Origin of the sequence: Trinickia sp., from assembly GCF_051953405.1 — a bacterium.
Taxonomy (GTDB): domain Bacteria; phylum Pseudomonadota; class Gammaproteobacteria; order Burkholderiales; family Burkholderiaceae; genus Trinickia.
Genome location: NZ_JBQCIV010000032.1, coordinates 21,275 through 37,243, shown reverse-complemented (window position 1 = coordinate 37,243; position 15,969 = coordinate 21,275). Strand labels below are relative to the sequence as shown.

The 15,969-nt window shown below is 61.7% G+C and carries 16 protein-coding genes; 11 read left to right on the top strand and 5 right to left on the bottom strand.

Annotated features, from left to right (window positions below):
- Positions 1 to 48: 48 nt before the first annotated feature.
- Positions 49 to 984, bottom strand: coding sequence for a helix-turn-helix domain-containing protein (locus ACTHN9_RS05430; protein WP_440535724.1), 936 nt, complete (start codon positions 982 to 984; stop codon positions 49 to 51).
- A 119-nt stretch (positions 985 to 1,103) separates the two neighbouring features.
- On the opposite strand from ACTHN9_RS05430, the gene ACTHN9_RS05425 reads away from it, so the two are divergent.
- Together ACTHN9_RS05425 and ACTHN9_RS05420 are read left to right on the top strand one after the other, a co-directional pair.
- Complete coding sequence (locus tag ACTHN9_RS05425) at positions 1,104 to 2,327, top strand: DUF1479 domain-containing protein (RefSeq protein ID WP_440535749.1); 1,224 nt, start codon at positions 1,104 to 1,106, stop codon at positions 2,325 to 2,327.
- 108 nt (positions 2,328 to 2,435) lie between these two features.
- Positions 2,436 to 4,025, top strand: a complete 1,590-nt coding sequence (locus ACTHN9_RS05420; protein ID WP_440535723.1) for an FAD-dependent oxidoreductase — start codon at positions 2,436 to 2,438, stop codon at positions 4,023 to 4,025.
- A gap of 113 nt (positions 4,026 to 4,138) precedes the next feature.
- Here the strand turns inward: ACTHN9_RS05420 and ACTHN9_RS05415 are convergent, their stop codons facing one another.
- Positions 4,139 to 4,954: an oxidoreductase gene (locus ACTHN9_RS05415; protein WP_440535722.1), complete on the bottom strand. Its 816-nt coding sequence runs from the start codon at positions 4,952 to 4,954 to the stop codon at positions 4,139 to 4,141.
- A 95-nt stretch (positions 4,955 to 5,049) separates the two neighbouring features.
- On the opposite strand from ACTHN9_RS05415, the gene ACTHN9_RS05410 reads away from it, so the two are divergent.
- Positions 5,050 to 5,487 (top strand): winged helix-turn-helix transcriptional regulator, encoded by a 438-nt coding sequence (locus ACTHN9_RS05410; protein ID WP_440535721.1) that lies wholly within the window; start codon positions 5,050 to 5,052, stop codon positions 5,485 to 5,487.
- 154 nt (positions 5,488 to 5,641) lie between these two features.
- The gene (locus ACTHN9_RS05405) at positions 5,642 to 6,037 is read left to right on the top strand and encodes a hypothetical protein (RefSeq protein ID WP_440535720.1); all 396 of its coding nucleotides are present in this window, start codon (positions 5,642 to 5,644) and stop codon (positions 6,035 to 6,037) included.
- A 161-nt stretch (positions 6,038 to 6,198) separates the two neighbouring features.
- Here the strand turns inward: ACTHN9_RS05405 and ACTHN9_RS05400 are convergent, their stop codons facing one another.
- Positions 6,199 to 7,143, bottom strand: a complete 945-nt coding sequence (locus tag ACTHN9_RS05400; RefSeq protein ID WP_440535748.1) for a LysR family transcriptional regulator — start codon at positions 7,141 to 7,143, stop codon at positions 6,199 to 6,201.
- Between the two features lie 97 nt (positions 7,144 to 7,240).
- Here ACTHN9_RS05400 and ACTHN9_RS05395 point away from each other — a divergent pair, with 97 nt between their 5' ends.
- Positions 7,241 to 8,254, top strand: a complete 1,014-nt coding sequence (locus ACTHN9_RS05395; protein ID WP_440535719.1) for a zinc-binding alcohol dehydrogenase family protein — start codon at positions 7,241 to 7,243, stop codon at positions 8,252 to 8,254.
- A gap of 24 nt (positions 8,255 to 8,278) precedes the next feature.
- On the top strand, positions 8,279 to 8,704 hold the full coding sequence (locus tag ACTHN9_RS05390; RefSeq protein ID WP_440535718.1) for a GlcG/HbpS family heme-binding protein: 426 nt from the start codon (positions 8,279 to 8,281) through the stop codon (positions 8,702 to 8,704).
- Positions 8,705 to 8,707: 3 nt separating this feature from the next.
- Here the strand turns inward: ACTHN9_RS05390 and ACTHN9_RS05385 are convergent, their stop codons facing one another.
- Entirely contained in the window at positions 8,708 to 9,277 is a 570-nt protein-coding gene (locus tag ACTHN9_RS05385; protein ID WP_440535717.1) for a YdeI/OmpD-associated family protein, read from the bottom strand.
- Between the two features lie 289 nt (positions 9,278 to 9,566).
- Here ACTHN9_RS05385 and ACTHN9_RS05380 point away from each other — a divergent pair, with 289 nt between their 5' ends.
- From ACTHN9_RS05380 to ACTHN9_RS05360, 5 genes are all read left to right on the top strand, one after another.
- On the top strand, positions 9,567 to 10,667 hold the full coding sequence (locus tag ACTHN9_RS05380; protein ID WP_440535716.1) for an acyltransferase family protein: 1,101 nt from the start codon (positions 9,567 to 9,569) through the stop codon (positions 10,665 to 10,667).
- 681 nt (positions 10,668 to 11,348) lie between these two features.
- Complete coding sequence (locus tag ACTHN9_RS05375) at positions 11,349 to 12,335, top strand: helix-turn-helix domain-containing protein (protein WP_440535715.1); 987 nt, start codon at positions 11,349 to 11,351, stop codon at positions 12,333 to 12,335.
- Between the two features lie 109 nt (positions 12,336 to 12,444).
- On the top strand, positions 12,445 to 13,809 hold the full coding sequence (locus tag ACTHN9_RS05370; protein WP_440535714.1) for a sigma 54-interacting transcriptional regulator: 1,365 nt from the start codon (positions 12,445 to 12,447) through the stop codon (positions 13,807 to 13,809).
- Between the two features lie 448 nt (positions 13,810 to 14,257).
- Entirely contained in the window at positions 14,258 to 14,509 is a 252-nt protein-coding gene (locus tag ACTHN9_RS05365) for a FitA-like ribbon-helix-helix domain-containing protein (RefSeq protein WP_440535713.1), read from the top strand.
- A complete protein-coding gene (locus tag ACTHN9_RS05360; RefSeq protein WP_440535712.1) occupies positions 14,506 to 14,925 on the top strand; it encodes a type II toxin-antitoxin system VapC family toxin in 420 nt (139 codons plus the stop codon). The genes ACTHN9_RS05365 and ACTHN9_RS05360 overlap by 4 nt, the downstream gene beginning before the upstream one ends.
- A 43-nt stretch (positions 14,926 to 14,968) precedes the next feature.
- On the opposite strand, the gene ACTHN9_RS05355 is transcribed toward ACTHN9_RS05360, so the two are convergent.
- A complete protein-coding gene (locus tag ACTHN9_RS05355) occupies positions 14,969 to 15,910 on the bottom strand; it encodes a LysR substrate-binding domain-containing protein (protein ID WP_440535711.1) in 942 nt (313 codons plus the stop codon).
- Positions 15,911 to 15,969: the final 59 nt, after the last annotated feature.

Here is a 15,969-nt window from a genome sequence, read left to right as displayed (position 1 = left end):
CTCCTCAGGCAAGCGCCCGCCCCACCGACCCACGGGCCGGTTATGTGCCTAGCCGCGCTTTTCCAGCGAAAGCGGCCTGAACTCGAGGGGCATCGCGGCCTCTGCCGCCAGGTTGGGTCCGGCGAACGCTTGGCGATAGGCGGCGGGTGTCGTCTGCTTAAATGCCCGAAACTGCCGGTTGAAATTGGCGACGTTCGGAAACCCGGAGCGGGAAGCCACTACGGATACCGGCCATGATGTATCGACGAGCATCCTGCACGCGTGGCCGATGCGGACGCGGTTTAAGTATTTGCCAACGCTTTCGCCGAGATGTTGAACGAAGTAGCGATTTAGCGTTCGCTCCGAAAGGGTCGCTGCTTCGGCGAGTTCGCGCAGCGTCAGGCGGTCCGCAAACCGCGCGTCGATGATGCTCAGCGCGCGATTCAGACGCTCGGGTTCGTGGCCTGACGGCCGCCCCACCTGTGCTTGGCTAAATGCGGTGGGGGAGGCAAGCGGTGTCGCATCTGCGTCTGCGAGCTGGCACAAGACACCGAGCACCGCGCTCAGGCGTTCTCTCGGCGATTGCGACAGCAGCGCAACAAGCTGTCGACTGACCGCTGCCCCGGCCTCGGGTGCAAATGCGAGGCCAGACGCGCCTTTGCGCAAAAGCCTTCGGAGCGGCTCGTATTCTGGGCAGCAATCAGCCAGACGCCTCGCCCAGTCGCCGCTAAACCAGACAACGATTGCCACCTGCGGCGCGCCTGCGTCGATCGACCTGTTCGAGGCCCATGTGTGCGGCAGATTCGGCGGCACGAGCACCAGGTCGTTGCCTTCGTAGTCGGTCACCGAGTCGCCGATGTAGCGCTTGCCGCGGCTGTTCATCGTGAGGGTGAGTTCGTACTCCGGATGGTGATGCCATTCGAACGGTATGCGGGCGAGCTTGCGGTGGTAGACCCGGATGGAACACCCTGCATCCATCGTCACATGTTCGTATGCGGGTTTCATGGCAAGAAGCGCAAAGAGATTGTCCGAATTCTATCGCTATTGTCGCGTTCTGGGCGCTAAGCTGTGAGCACACACAGAACACATGGAGACGCGCTGTGGAATCCCTGCACATCGAAGACATGCCAGCGGCAATCCGCTCGGTGAAGAAGCAACTGCGCCAAAGTCTTCCCAACTACCGAGAAGTATTCGAGGAAGTGGACGCCGAAATTAGGCGCAAGGTAGACGTCATCCTAGGTCAGCGCCAACGAGGTGAATCGGTCATCCCGGAGATCCAGTACGCGGACATTGCCGCGGGACAGGTGAGCGATTCGGCTATTGCGGCGATCAAGGATCGCGGCGCATGCGTCGTGCGCGGCGTATTCAGCCCGGAGCGCGTCGACGCGTGGGACAACGAAATTGCGCAATACGTCGAGCGAAATCGCCTGGACGAAAAGCTCGCCTATAGGGCAGAAGATAAGTTTTTTGGCACGCTCTCATCGAGCAAGCCGCAAATTTACGGAATTTACTGGTCCGCCCCGCAAGTGGAAGCGCGACAGTCTCCCGAACTCACCCAGACACGCGTCTTTTTGAACAGTCTCTGGAAGTGGCAGAGCGAAGGTCGCATTCACTTCGATCCGAAGAGCGCTCCGGTCTACGCGGACCGCCTGCGTCGGCGTCCTCCGGGTTCCGAATCGTTAGGGCTCTCGGCCCATTGCGATGGCGGGTCGGTCGAGCGCTGGCTCGATGACAACTTCCGGCATGTCTATCGTCACGTGTTCAGCGGCGAATGGCGCCGGTACGATGCTTTCGACGCGGCCTACCGGCCGCAGGTGCGTGAGATTCGCTCCCCGACCGTATGTTCGATGTTCCGCACTTTCCAAGGATGGACCGCTCTCACTCGCCAAGGGCCGGGGGACGGCACCTTGCAACTCGTGCCGATCGCAAATGCAATGGTCTATGTCCTGTTGCGAGCGCTTCAAGATGACGTTCCCGATGACGATCTATGCGGCGCCATGCCGGGACGTGCGTTGTCGATCAACACGGAATGGCATGGGCCCCTTCAGGAGGCGCTTACGTCGATTCCCGTCATGCAGCCCGGTGACACTGTGTTTTGGCACTGCGACGCGATTCACGCGGTCGAGGATGCGCATCGCGGGACCGGATATAGCAACGTCATGTATATCGCGGCGGCCCCGGGCTGCGAAAAAAATGACGAATATCTGAAACGGCAACTGCCCGCATTCCAGAAAGGCGAGAGCCCGCCCGACTTTCCCGCGGACAACTTCGAGTGCGATTTCGTCGGCCGTGCGACCGAGGCCAGTTTGACGGAACTGGGAAAACGGCAACTGGGGTTCGATCTCTAGGCGCGACGTACCCGCATCGTGAATCCCGCGCGAAGCCATTCGCGCGAGGAAAGGCTCGCGCCGCGAAATGGCCGACGCGAGCGTTTCAAGCAATATTCGGAGACAACAATGCACGCCGACGTCGTCATTATCGGTTCAGGTGTGGGAGGGAGCGCCGTTGCTTGGCAGCTAGCGTCGACGGATGCGCGCATTCTGATTATCGAACGTGGGGACGATCTGCCGCGGGAGGCGGAGAACTGGGATGCCGAAGCCGTGTTCGGACAGCTCCGGTATCGGACGCGCGAAACTTGGCTGAATAGCGCGAACCAGCGGTACCGTCCCGGTCAGTACTACTACGTCGGCGGGCATACGAAGTTCTTCGGAACAGCGATGTTCCGATTCAGGGAGGCGGATTTCGAGGAGGTGCAGCACGAGGAGGGCGTCTCTCCGGCGTGGCCGATCTCGTATTCGGACCTCGCACCGTACTACGATCTTGCCGAGTCGCTCTTTGGCATCAGAGGAGATGCGAGCGGCGATCCGTCCGAGCCGCCTCATAATCGCCCGTATCCTTATCCTCCCGTACCGGACGAACCGGCTATCGCGAGGCTGCGCCGCGAGTTCGAACGCCTGGGGCTGCATCCTTTTCACATGCCATCGTCGATCGATCTTGGCTCGGGCGGGCGTTGCGCGCGGTGCGGAACCTGCGATGCTTTTCCATGCCGCATCGATGCGAAGGGCGACGCGGAGACATGCCTGTTGCGTCCTGCAATTCAGCGCGGTTCGGTCACGCTGATGACTGGGGCCCGCGTCACTCGCCTCACTACCGACGAGACCGGAAAAAGGATCGTGTCGGCGGAAGTCGAATCTCGTGAAGGTCGAAAGACAATTACCGGCGACACGTTCGTCCTGTCTGCCGGGGCGATCAATAGCGCGGCCCTGTTGCTTGCATCGGCTAACTCGCGCATGCCCAAAGGGCTCGCGAACTCGTCGGGCGCCGTAGGGCGGTACTACATGAATCACAACTGCACGGCGATTCTGGCGATCGATCCGCGCCGTATCAACGACACCCGATTTCCGAAAACGCTATCCATCAACGATTTCTACTTCGCAAGCGAGCACGACAAATGGCCGCTCGGCAACATTCAGATGCTCGGGAAAATTCGCGAAGCGATGCTGCGCGGCGCCATGCCCTACATGCCGATGCGAATGCTGCGCTACCTGAGCGATCATAGCGTCGATCTGTATGCCATGTCAGAGGATTTGCCGGATCCAGACAGTCGCATAGAACTGACTTCGCAGGGGGAAATCAGGCTTCTTTGGAAACGCACGAACCTGAAGCCGCACATGCGGTTAGTCGAGAAAACGAAGGAACTGCTGCGTCTGTCGGGGTTTCCCTTGGTCGTTGGCCGGCGATTTGGCGAGGACACGCCTTCTCATCAATGCGGCACCGTTCGCTTTGGCTCCGACCCCGCGTCGTCACCGCTGGATTCCCTGTGTAAAGCGTACGACCACCACAATCTCTACGTTGTCGATGCCGGATTCTTTCCGTCATCCGCAGCATTGAATCCAGCGCTGACGATCGCTGCGCAAGCACTACGCGTGGGTGAATCGTTGTGCCGCACACTGGGTTATCGGGTGCAGGACAAGCCGATTCGCACCCGCACGGAAGGAGCGCGGCAGCCGACGCGGATATCCATGAAGAGCGAACGGCCAATGTGAGTAAGCGGGGCGTCGGCACCGTCTCGACGTTGTGATGGACTGTTGCCAGCGTAGGCCCCACCCAAAAAGTTGAGGGGGAACGCCGTTGCAAGCGTTCCGCCGTCTTCGGTCGCTCAAGTCGGCAACTGATTGAATTTCCGAATGGCTTTGTCCACGAAGGATTCGGGCAGATAGCGGCGCAGAAAACGCACCTGACCGGCCTGTTTGCCTGCGGTGTAGCGCCGCTTCGGCGTGATCTCCGTCGCCGCTTTCAGCACCGTGGCGGCGACGATCTCGGGCGCGTCGCCCGCTTCCATCATGGCCGGCAACAGTGCATGAACGCGGGCGCGATCCGAATCGTAGACAGGCAGCGCGCGGTCCGGCTTGATCGTGTTCTCCTCGAACGACGTACGGGTCACGGCAGGCTCTACCAGCACGACACGAATGCCGAGCGTGCGCAACTCGTGGTCCAGCGATTCCGAGTAGCCCTCCACGGCGTGCTTCGTTGCGGCGTACAGCGCGTTGTACGGCGATGGGATCAGACCTAACACGGAACTCATGTTGATGATGCGCCCTCGCTTTTGGCTGCGCATCGCCGGCAAAACCGCGTTGGTGACGCGCAACACGCCGAAGACATTCACCTCGAATAGCGACCGAGCCTGCGCAGCAGACGACTCTTCGGCCCCGCCGAGCAAGCCGATGCCTGCGTTGTTGACCAGCAGGTCGATCCTGCCTGCGGCTTCCAAGACTTCGGCGACCATGTTCTGGACGGAGTCGTCGTCGGTGACGTCGCACGTCAGCATCGTGATGTCGTCAACGCTCGCGGGAGATGTCTTGCGGCTGGTGCCGAACACACGGTAACCCGCTTGCCTGAGGGCCAAGGCCGTGGCCCGTCCAATGCCGGAGGACGCTCCAGTCACGAGGGCGACGCGCATGTCGTTCTTGCTCATCAATCGATTCTCCAAAGGGTGGGCGAGCGGCATCGTCGAAAGTGTTACTATCGATTCGATACTAAGTATGCTAGCACAGTCACTATCGAAATAGTATGGACAAGGAAATTCCCTGCGATGAACCGTGCCCGATCGCGCGCAGCCTGGCCGTGTTCGGCGACGCCTGGAGCCTGTTGATCTTGCGGGATGCCCATGCGGGGCTGACCCGCTTCGACCAGTTCCGTAAGAGCTTGGGCATTGCCCCGACGATCCTTTCCCGGCGGCTTGCGACGCTGACGGAGGAAGGCATGTTGGAGAAGCGGCTTTATTCTGAGCACCCACCGCGAGAGGAATACGTGCTGACGGCGGCCGGATCCGACGTGTTGCCGGTGCTCTTCATGATTGGCGAGTGGGGGCGCCAGCACCGTAGCAGCGGTGACCTTGTGCGCTTCCTGGATGCCGAGACAGGGACCGAAATCAAGCCGGTGGCCATTGATGAGAACACAGGCGCCCGGATAGGATCGCGCCAGATACGAGTCATCCCGCCAGGGTGATCAGCCCTGAAGACGCGAGATGGTACGAACTGGCTGAATTGAAACCGCGGGGGCGTTTTATGGTCGGCGTCGGTTGGGCTCAGGCCGGGTTGCAACGCTGTACATTGCTGGACAGGAACGTGCTCCGGAGATCGTCGTGCCAAAGTCCAGCCAAATGAAACCTACCGTCGCGAAGCGAGGTGGCAAGGGATCGGCCGCTAAAGCCGCCCCAATTCAACTGGCATCTGCGAAGGCTAAGCAGCGAACGGTCGCCCCGAACGTCGCAAAGACGGCGGGCAAGCTGAGTGTGACGTTCGGCGAAGTCTCTGTCGTTGTCACGCAACCTACCGATGAAGCCATCCAGAAAGGCGTCAAGGCCAGCGCGAAGGTCATCAGGGATCTCGGCAAGCGTTTGTTGACCCCCGGAGTCGAAATCAAACGGGCGCGGGACATCCCCGTGTTTACCGCTGATCCGCACAATCCCACCCGGGTCATCCGGAAACTGAACGGCAAGTCGGAAGTCGGGCACTTCGTTCGCGGTGAATTCAGGGTGGATGCAGTAGCGGCATAAGCGATAGGCCATTATTCCCGAGCCTGGGCGCGATGGTCGCCTGCGGTCATGGGCCCAGAAGCTGCGGGATATTGATGAGATGTGGATGGCTGTCGCGCAAAAGGGCGTCCAGAGTACGGCCACGTTTAGCGCAACTTTCGATGCGGCCCGGCGAAACCCGTTTACCGCCCGGCCTGTTTTTCGATATCGCTAGCGATATAGGGATAGCTAGCCTGCAGAGCAGCGCAGCGCTCGCGCAGGAAGACATGCAACGCATTGATCGCGGGCGTCAGTTGCGTGCGGTGGGCACAAACCAGGTGGAGCGGCGCCGGCTCGCAATACGCCGGCGGAAATAACTCCACCAGCCGGCCTGCCTTCAAATCGTCGATCAAATCTAGCCGCGACTTGTAGACAAGGCCTTCCCCGGCTATCGCCCAGCGGCGAACGGCATCGGCATCGTCGCTGATGCGATTGCCCGTGACCGCCACCGTGCGCTCGCCGCCAGGCGGGGTAAAGCGCCAGCGTTCATGGATCTGCTCGCTCCAAACATACCGAAGGCAATTGTGTCGCTGCAGGTCGTCTACTTTGGTGGGTATGCCGTGCCGTTCGAGGTACGACGGCGCGGCACACAGCGCGCGTCGGTTGTGCTCGACCAGTTTCATGGCCAGCAACGACGAGTCGGGCAGGGTTCCGTAGCGCACGACCGCATCGAGCGGCTGACGGATGAGGTCGGCGGCACGGTCGCTCATTCTCACATGCAGCGACAGGCCAGGGTGCAGGTGCTGAAATTCGTCGAGCCACGGCAACAGCAGGTTTCGACCGAAGTCGGACGGCGCCGACAGCCGCAGCGGCCCGGACAACGCCCCCCGGCCGCTCGCCAGCGCCAGCTCGCCTTGCACGAGCGCGCCAATCATGACCCGCGCGTGCGGTAGATAACGCTCGCCAGCCTCGGACAGTTGCATGCTTCGCGTCGAACGCGTGAACAGCCGCGTGTCCAGCGCGCGTTCGAGCCGCTGCACCGAGGCGCTCGCATGTGCCGGCGCGATGTTCAACTGGCGTGCCGCCTCCGAGAAGCTTCCGTAGTCCACCGTGTGCACGAAGATCTGGACGTCGTCGAGTCGGATAATTTTCATCGAAACACCGAAAGTGTTTGATCGAGCAGGGTGTTTATCAGCATATCGGAGAAAGATAACATGCGCTCAAACCTTCTCGGAGAGCAAGCATATGAAAGCGATCGGCTTCTATCGGAACCACCCCATCAGTCACCCGCAGGCGCTGCAGGATATCGAGCTGCCGACGCCGGAATTGCGCGACCATGACCTGCTGGTGGAAGTGAAAGCAGTGTCGGTCAATCCCGTCGACACCAAAATCCGCCGCGGCGGCGATATCCCGGAAGGCGGTGTGCGCATTGCCGGCTGGGATGCGGCGGGGATCGTCCGCGCAACCGGCGCGTTAGCCTCGCGCTTCAAGCCGGGCGACCGTGTCTGGTACGCCGGCGACATTACCCGGCCCGGCAGTAACAGCGAGCTGCACGCGGTGGACGAGCGCATCGTCGGACCGATGCCGACAACGTTGGACTTTGGACAGGCCGCGTCGTTGCCCCTGACGACGATCACGGCGTGGGAACTGCTGTTCGACCGCCTGCGCGTTCAGGCCGCGGACCCGAGCGACAACAACGTGCTGCTGGTCATTGGAGCGGCTGGCGGCGTCGGCTCGATTCTGACTCAATTGGCGCGCGAGTTGACCGGCATGACCGTGATCGGCACGGCCTCGCGGCCCGAAACTCGCGAATGGGTGTTGGCTCATGGCGCGCACTACGTCCTCGATCATGGTCAGGCCTGGGCCCCCCAATTGGCCGCGCTCGGCATCGAGCACGTGACCCACGTTGCCGGGTTGAACAACAGCGCCGCCTATGTGCCGCAAATCGCTGCCGTGCTGCGCCCCGAAGGCCAATTCGCCCTGATCGACGACCCGGTGGGACTGGACATCGGTCCATTCAAGGGGAAGTCCATCTCGATTCACTGGGAGCTGATGTTCACCCGCGCAATGTTCGCCACCGACACCATGGCACGGCAGCACGCTTTGCTGCGCCGCGCGGCTCAACTGGTCGATCAGGGCCGCCTCAAGCACACCCTGACCCGGCGCATCGACGGCATCCATGCAGCCAGCCTCATCGAAGCGCATGCGCTGGTCGAAGCCGGCAACATGATCGGCAAAGTCGTCGTGGCCAACCCCTGAACCCGTTCGAGAAGGAGTATCGATATGAAATCGCCAATCGTCAGCACGGCCACGATTAGTCTGGAAGCCGCGCAAGCGCTGCTGGCCGAAGCGCGCCGCGCGTGCGCCGCGCGCGGGTTCGACGCGACCGTCGCCATTGTCGATGCAGGCGGACACTTGCGCGCGTTCGAGCGCGCAGATTCCGCCCCATTCCTGACTGTCGACGTTGCCATCGACAAGGCATGGACTGCCGCATCGTTCGGCATGGCCACGCAGCAATGGAATCAGTACATGGCCGAGCCGACCGTGGCCCCGCTGGCAACCCATCCACGGCTCATGCCGGTGGGCGGGGGCATCGCGATCTTGCATGAAGGGCGCCTGATAGGGGGCATCGGCATTTCCGGCGGAACATCGGTTCAAGACCATGAGGCCGCGCAGGAGGCGCTGCGACAAGCCGGTTTTTTGCAGTAGGCACTAGGGGTGAATGGTTTCGCCGCGTGCGAGCATGCCGATGAACTCCTCGATCTTGCGGATCCGTGTTTCAGGCTTTTTAGCGTTCTGTATCCGAAACAGGATGGCATAGCGGTTCCGCGCGTTCAGCGTTGCAAAGAACGCGCGGGCCTTGGGATTGGCGTCCAGCGCGGTCTGCAGATCGTCTGGTACGACCGAGTTGCTGGGCGACGCGTAAGCCGCCTCCCAGCGGCCATCCTCTTTGGCTTTTTCGATCTCTCGCATGCCGGCAGGAAGCATTCTGCCTGCGGCGACCAGAGCATCGGCTCGGTCTCTGTTCAGCCGAGACCAGATGCTTTTTGCGGACCGCCGAGTGAAGCGTTGCAACCAGTATTCTTCGCTTTCGGTCTGTTTTTGGCCGTCGATCCAGCCGTGGCAAAGGGCGCTCTCCACAGCCTGTTCGTAAGTCAAGGTGGGCTGCCGGGCACCCTTTTTGGCAAGACGCAGCCAGACCCCGGTCGACGTGCCGCCGTTGCGGGCCAACCAGTTTTCCCATTCGTTCCGGTCACGGAATGTCAGTCCAGGTTCAGTCATGGCGATTCGAATGCTCGCGTTCACGCCGCGAGGTTTTTTGGCCGATCGAAACCTCGCAGATTACCGGTTCGCACGGATTTTGGAATGCCAGGTCGACCTTAGGATGGGCGAAACGCGCCGCGCCGATTTCGCCGATTTCGGCGGATTCGGCGCGAAAGGCGGGGAGCGATTGGACTTACCGCGGCGCCGATAGCGCGTTTCCGCCAGATTTCCATTCCACGTTGTCTTATCGCCGGCGGGCTGACATAGTCGGGGCAACCCAATAGGCCGAGCGACCGCACCCGCCTTCATGAACCGTACGCTCCCCGCCCTGACCGGGCTCAGATTCTTCGCCGCGCTAGCTGTCTTTCTCTTTCACTTCGGCGCAACGTGGTCGCAGCGGCATCACTTCCCGCATGCGCTTACCGCTCTCCTGAATCATGGTTTCATGGGAGTGAGCATCTTTTTTATTCTTTCCGGCTTCATCCTGTCGCATAGCTATAGCAATGGACTCGGGGCGTGGCGAGACGTCGCTCGCTTCTGGGTGTCGCGCGTCGCTCGGATCTATCCCGTCTACTTGATTGCGCTCGCGCTTGCCTTTCCGCTGCTAGACGACGTATCGCTTCGTTCCGCGGCCGATGTCGTGTTGATGGTGCAGGCATGGGGGCCGGCTCGGTCCGATGCCGGCTACTATTGGATCGAACAGGCGTGGACGCTGTCGGTCGAGGCCACGTTCTATCTCGGTTTCCCGCTCCTCTTCGCATTCATCCGCCGAGCGAGACGCGTCTACGCCATCGCAGGCGTGGCGATCGCTTCCCTCTGTATCGTGTCGTTCTCGATACCGTGGATCAGCCCCGCATCCGTCGAGCATCGCGAGCTGCGCGATTGGCTGCTCGATGTCCCACTCCCATTCACCCGGATGGTCGAGTTCGTCTATGGCATGTTCTTGTATCGAGTGTTTTTGTTCGCAGCGCACCGACAACGATCGAGCGTGGCCGCTTCGGTTGCCGTCACGGCAAACCTTGCGGCGATAGCGGCCTTGCTCGCGAGTCCGCTCGACTCGCACTGGAGCTCTTTGGCGGTCGTGCTTTGCGGTGTGTTGATCTATCAGCTGGCTGCGTACCGCACCTGGTTAAGTACGCTGCTTGCCAGCCGGTGGGCACTGACGCTAGGCTGCGCGAGCTACGCGATTTATTTGCTGCAGGGGCCGGTGCGGGCATGGGTGGGGACGCTGGTGGCCAGCGAATCGCTGGGCGCGGCAATCAATCCCCTCGTCCTCGTCGCTTCGTCCATCATTGTCTATCGCTGGATCGAGGAACCCGCGCGTCGGTCGATCAAGCGGGCTGCCGAGTCGCTGCTCTCGGACGGCAGGACGGCGCAAACCTCCGTCTCCGCTCGCCACGACGCGTGACCGCGAACGTTTCCGATTCGCGACAGCCGACAACCGCTGTACGCATTACCGGTGCGTTCTAGCGTGCCGGCCGCGATGAACGATCAGTGCCGGGTAATGGCGGGCCACACTAGGCGTTATGCGCCAATTTTTGCGTCGATGTTGCGCTGCATTCGGCAAACCGGGATATTTGCCGCGTACTCGATTCGTTATGCGAGGGACGGCGCGAATTTGCGCGGACCGCACCATCGCGCCGGGGAACGTGAATTCGCTCTGATTCGCTACTCGACGATATGACGGCAAGAACAAATTTCGATCCGATTCGACTTGCGATTGCCCGAACGGCCGATGGGGGCGAGCGATTGCTGTGCCGGTCAGCGAACAATGTCGAGTGCTCGATGCAATTAGTCAGTGACGACCAATAGGCGGATGTCGCGATTCGAGGCGAGTTTCGCGTGACTTCGCAGCCGATCGAATCGACGCCGGTACGACGTTCGATGGAGTCGGAACGAAATTCGAACGATGGCTGGACCGCGAGCTTCGAGCGTCTTGTCCGATACCGATTCGGACGAAGACATTTGCGGTACTCGCGCGAGTCCGGCCGACCTAGTCTGCTTTCGGCAAATCTTCTGGTGAGGAAAATGGTAGACGCTAGTTCGATGCCGCGGGGCAGTGCAATTTCACATGCCAGACGGAGGAGCCATGTATCTCTGGAAAACTAACGCACAGCCCGCGACTTCCCAAGGCCGGTTCCCCGCGGAAGAAAATTCGAAAGAGGCCAGCAAGGTGCCCATCGAGGGCAGTCAAAGCAATTGCCGGATCGGCGTGGTGATAAGCGACGATTGTTCGCCGAGCGACGTTGCGAGAGTCCTGGCGCATACGTGCGAGCATTTCGGCACCGAGTACGGGCCCGGAAATAAGGTCGGTAAGTTCAGCGTCACGATGATCGCGGCTCGAAGCGGGTTCATCTTTCGCGAAAACGCATCGCTGCCCGTCTGGTGCGAGGCCATTTGCGACGTCGATCCGTTGCAGTTTCATTATTTCGTGGTACCTAAGTCCGGCAAAGGGACGGTGGAGCCCCGGCCCGAGATCGTCGCTTGGCTGACCCGCGCCGGGGCCAGCGGCAAGATCGTGTTGCTGTCGCTCGAGGCGGACAGCGCTCGCGCGCGCGCCGAGGGGCCGGTGTCCGACGCAAGCGTGGCACGCGAAGCAGATCGACGCGAGAGCGGGCGAGACGAGACGGTTGCGGCTCGCCTGCATGAGGCCCAACGCGGCTACGAGGGCTCGCAAGTCAGCACCGTGCTCGAGAAACCTACGCCGAGCGAGCGGATCAAGGCCACCGTCGAATGGCTCAACGAGAATTACGGCGGCCGTATTTCGATCGCGAACATGGCGGAGTACGCCTTGATGAGCGAACGCAATTTCCTGCGGCGCTTCAGGGCCGAGATCGGACACACGCCGCACGAGTATCTCTCGCAGATCCGGCTCGAAAGCGCCCGGCAGTTGCTGCTGTCGACGGCGCTGCCCGTGGATAAGATCGCGCGGCACTGCGGCCTTTTCAACGGCGATCATCTCCGCAAGCACTTTCTGAAACGCTTCGGGATTAGTCCCGCGGAATATCGAACGGCCCGTTTCACCGCGCTGCACGCGCTGGGCGGCGCCGACGCGGATCGCGATCCGCAGCGATAGCGATGGTTCGTTCGTGTCTTTCCTCGCGGTGCGCGAACCGAATCGGGGCGGGCCGGTAGCGCGCCTTTTTCGCTCCGGTCCGATGTGCTCGCATCACTGGCCAAGAACAATGAAAAACGTCGAAAAAATGGGCGCTTTGGATATTTACGTCCTCGAAGGCGGGATCGATTTGGTCGAGCGTGTGAGCCGGTGCTTCGACCGGGTGGATGTCAACATCATCCCGATCGACGACTTGGCAATATCGCCGGCTCCGGCGGCCGCGCGCAGGTCGGTCGCCGTGATCGGTATGCAGGCGGTGGGCGGCGGCGCAGCCATGCTCGATCAATGCCAGCGCGCGAGTGTCATGCCCGTCGTTTGGGTGGGCGAGCCGCTGCCGTCGCTCGATCTCGCGGCGCATGCCGATCTGCACGTATTGCCGCTCGATTTCACCGCCGCCGCGTTACGGGCCCTAGTGACGAAACTTGCCGAGCGGATCGTTGCCCCGGCAACGGATGGGTGCGAAGCGAACCCGTTCGTCGCCCGCTCCGATTGCATGCGTGCGCTCTTGCAAGAAGTCGATATGTTCGCCGATTGCGACACCAACGTCCTGATTCGCGGCGAGACCGGTGTCGGCAAAGAGCGCGTGGCGAAGCTGCTTCATACGAAGCATTCGCGCCGCAGCCGTGGGGCGTTCGTCGCCGTCAACTGCGGCGCGATACCCGACGGGCTGTTCGAATCGCATTTTTTCGGGCACGCAAAGGGGGCCTTTACGGGCGCCGCGAGTGCGCACCGGGGCTATGTCGAGCAAGCCCATGAAGGTACGCTTTTTCTCGACGAAATCGGCGACCTACCGCTACATCAGCAAGTGAAGCTCCTGCGAGTGCTGGAGGACGGGGCCGTGACGCGAGTCGGCGCGAGTGCGCCGATCAATGTGCATCTTCGTGTCCTCGCCGCTACCAACAAGGATTTGCCGCGCCTCGTGGCGGACGGTTCGTTTCGGGCCGATCTGTACTATCGGCTTGCTGTCATCGAGGTGTACGTGCCGTCGCTCCAGGAGCGCGGCGCGGCCGATACGATCGGCATCTTTCGCTCGGTCGTCGGTTCGCTCTTCAGCGAGGAGCTGCTTGCGACTTTGCCGGATATGCCGTCATGGCTCGGCGACGCGATCTCGCAGATGCGCTTTCCTGGGAACGTGCGTGAGCTTCGCAATCTGGCCGAGCGTATCGGCGTGACCGTGCGGCAGATGAGGGCGTGGGACCGGCTGCGGCTCGAAGCGGTGTTGGCGCATGCGCAAAGGACTCAGGCGGCCCTGTCGGCGCGAACGGGTGCGGTTGCGCGGTGGGATGTCGCCGATCGTACCCGCGTGCTCGATGCGCTGGCGACGAATGGGTGGCGGCGCCAAGACACGGCCCATTACCTCGGCATCAGCCGCAAAGTGTTGTGGGAAAAAATGCGCAAATATCAGATAGCCGATCCTGAAAGGGCGAGGGTATAGTGTTTTTCCGGCGGTTCGCTCGAACCGCCTTCTGCGTTTCCTGCACCTCCCGCACCTCCCGCACCTCCCGCACCTCCTGTTTTTCCTAATCCTCGATCTACCGATAGTCGGGGCGGCCGTCGCACGCCGAAGCCTATCGCGCTCCGTGTTGTCGTTGGCCGTTCGGATGACTATCGGCGCGGACCGACCGAGCACGAAAATCGATCGTCGATGACCAACGCGGCGAGGATCTATTGACCAATGGAATACGAGATGAAGGCAGGGGTGGGCGACCGCCGCCCCGGGGCGCGATCCGGTCCTCCCGTTCCGGCTTCAGTGTGGCGCGGACCTATCCGGAGACGGATTCGGGGGCGATGCCGTGCGCTCGATCGAACGGATGCCGTCGATCGGTTGCCGGATTTGCAATCATTGATTAAAATGCAATCAATGATTAATGGAGGGCCCCGGCATGGCGAGCATGACGATCCGCAATATCGACGAACAACTGAAGTCCCGGCTCAGAGTGCAGGCGGCCCACCACGGACGTTCGATGGAGGACGAGGCACGGGACATTCTTCGCGCCGCGCTCTCGACGGAGGGAGAGGGTGGGCGGCAAAGCCTGATCGAGTCCATTCGCAATCGCATTTCACCGCTTGGTGGAGTCGATCTGGCCTTGCCGGCTCGCGAGACGATCCAGGACCGAGTGGATTTGGGCGCATGATCATCTTGGATACGAACGTCCTCTCGGAGACGTTGAGATCGGCGCCGGATCCGCGCGTGATCGAATGGTTCCGGGCGCAGCGGCGTGCGGCCCTCTTTACGACAACCATCACCCGCGCCGAAATTCTTTACGGTCTCGGGCTGTTGGCCGACGGGGCTCGCAAAGAGGCGTTGTCGGGTGCGGTTCAAGCCATTTTCGAAGAAGATTTCGCCGGCAGGCTGTTGAGTTTCGATAGCGATGCCGCGGATTTGTACGCGACGATTGCCGTGTCACGCAAGAACGCCGGGAGGCAGATCAGCCAGTTCGACGCGATGATTGCGGCAGTCGCGCGATCCGCGGGGGCGACCCTGGCGACGCGAAACGTTAAGGATTTCGTCGACTGCGGGATAGCGGTTGTCGATCCTTGGTCAGCATGACCGTTGCCCGTATGCCCGCCCCGGTGGTGCCACTGAGGTGCATCTACTCGGCGCGCCAAGGTACCGTCGGTGAGAATCGACCGGCGATCCAATCGATGAATGCACGCGTTTTGGCCGGCAAAAGCCGGTTCGTGGGCACCACGGTATAGATGGCGCCCTCGTCGCGCGGCAGCCATTCGGTGAGCACGGGCACGAGCGTGCCGGCGGCGAGTTCTCTTCCCACCAGCCAGTCCGTGCTCAGCATGATGCCCATTCCCCGCACGGCGGCATGGACCAACGCTTCGGCATCGTCCGATACGAGCGGGCCTTGCGCTCGTATCGTTGCGCGTTCCCCTTGCGCATTGACGAACGTCCAGTTCGGGTGAGACGCCAAGCCCGTGAACACGAGGCAAGGCGAGCGCGCCAAATCTTCCGGCTTGGTCGGTGCGCCGTAGCGATCGAGAAAGTCCGGCGCTGCGCACAGCAGCCGGCGGCGCGGTGCGATCCGACGAGCGACGAGCCTCGAATCGGCGAGTTCTCCGAGGCGAACGGCCACATCGAAGCCTTCCGCCACGAGATCGATGAATCGATTCGAGTACGAGACGTCGATACCGACTTGCGGGTACGCCGCCATGAACTCGGGGAGATACGGCGCGATCCACATTCGCCCGAACGTGGCGGGAAGCGCGAGCCTGAGCGTGCCGCGCGGCGCTCCCCGGCCGTGCGTCGATGCTTCTTCCTCGGCGTCGGCCAGCGCGGCGGAAATGGCCTGCGCGCGTGCGAGAAAGGCCGCCCCTGCCTCGGTTAGCGCAACGTGGCGCGTTGTGCGGGTCAGCAACTGCACGCCCAGACGCCGCTCGAGCGACTGCACGCGGCGCGACAGCACGGTGGCATCGCGGCCAAGTATCGCGGCTGCCTTGGTGAACGAACCCTGTTCCGCCACAGCGGTGAAGGCGGCTATCTCGGCGATCTGATTTCCGTCGAGCCATTGCTGCATGGGGTGCATGAGTATCCTGTAATGAAGACAGTTTATCTGGTTTATGTGCACGAGTAATCTTCGTTCAT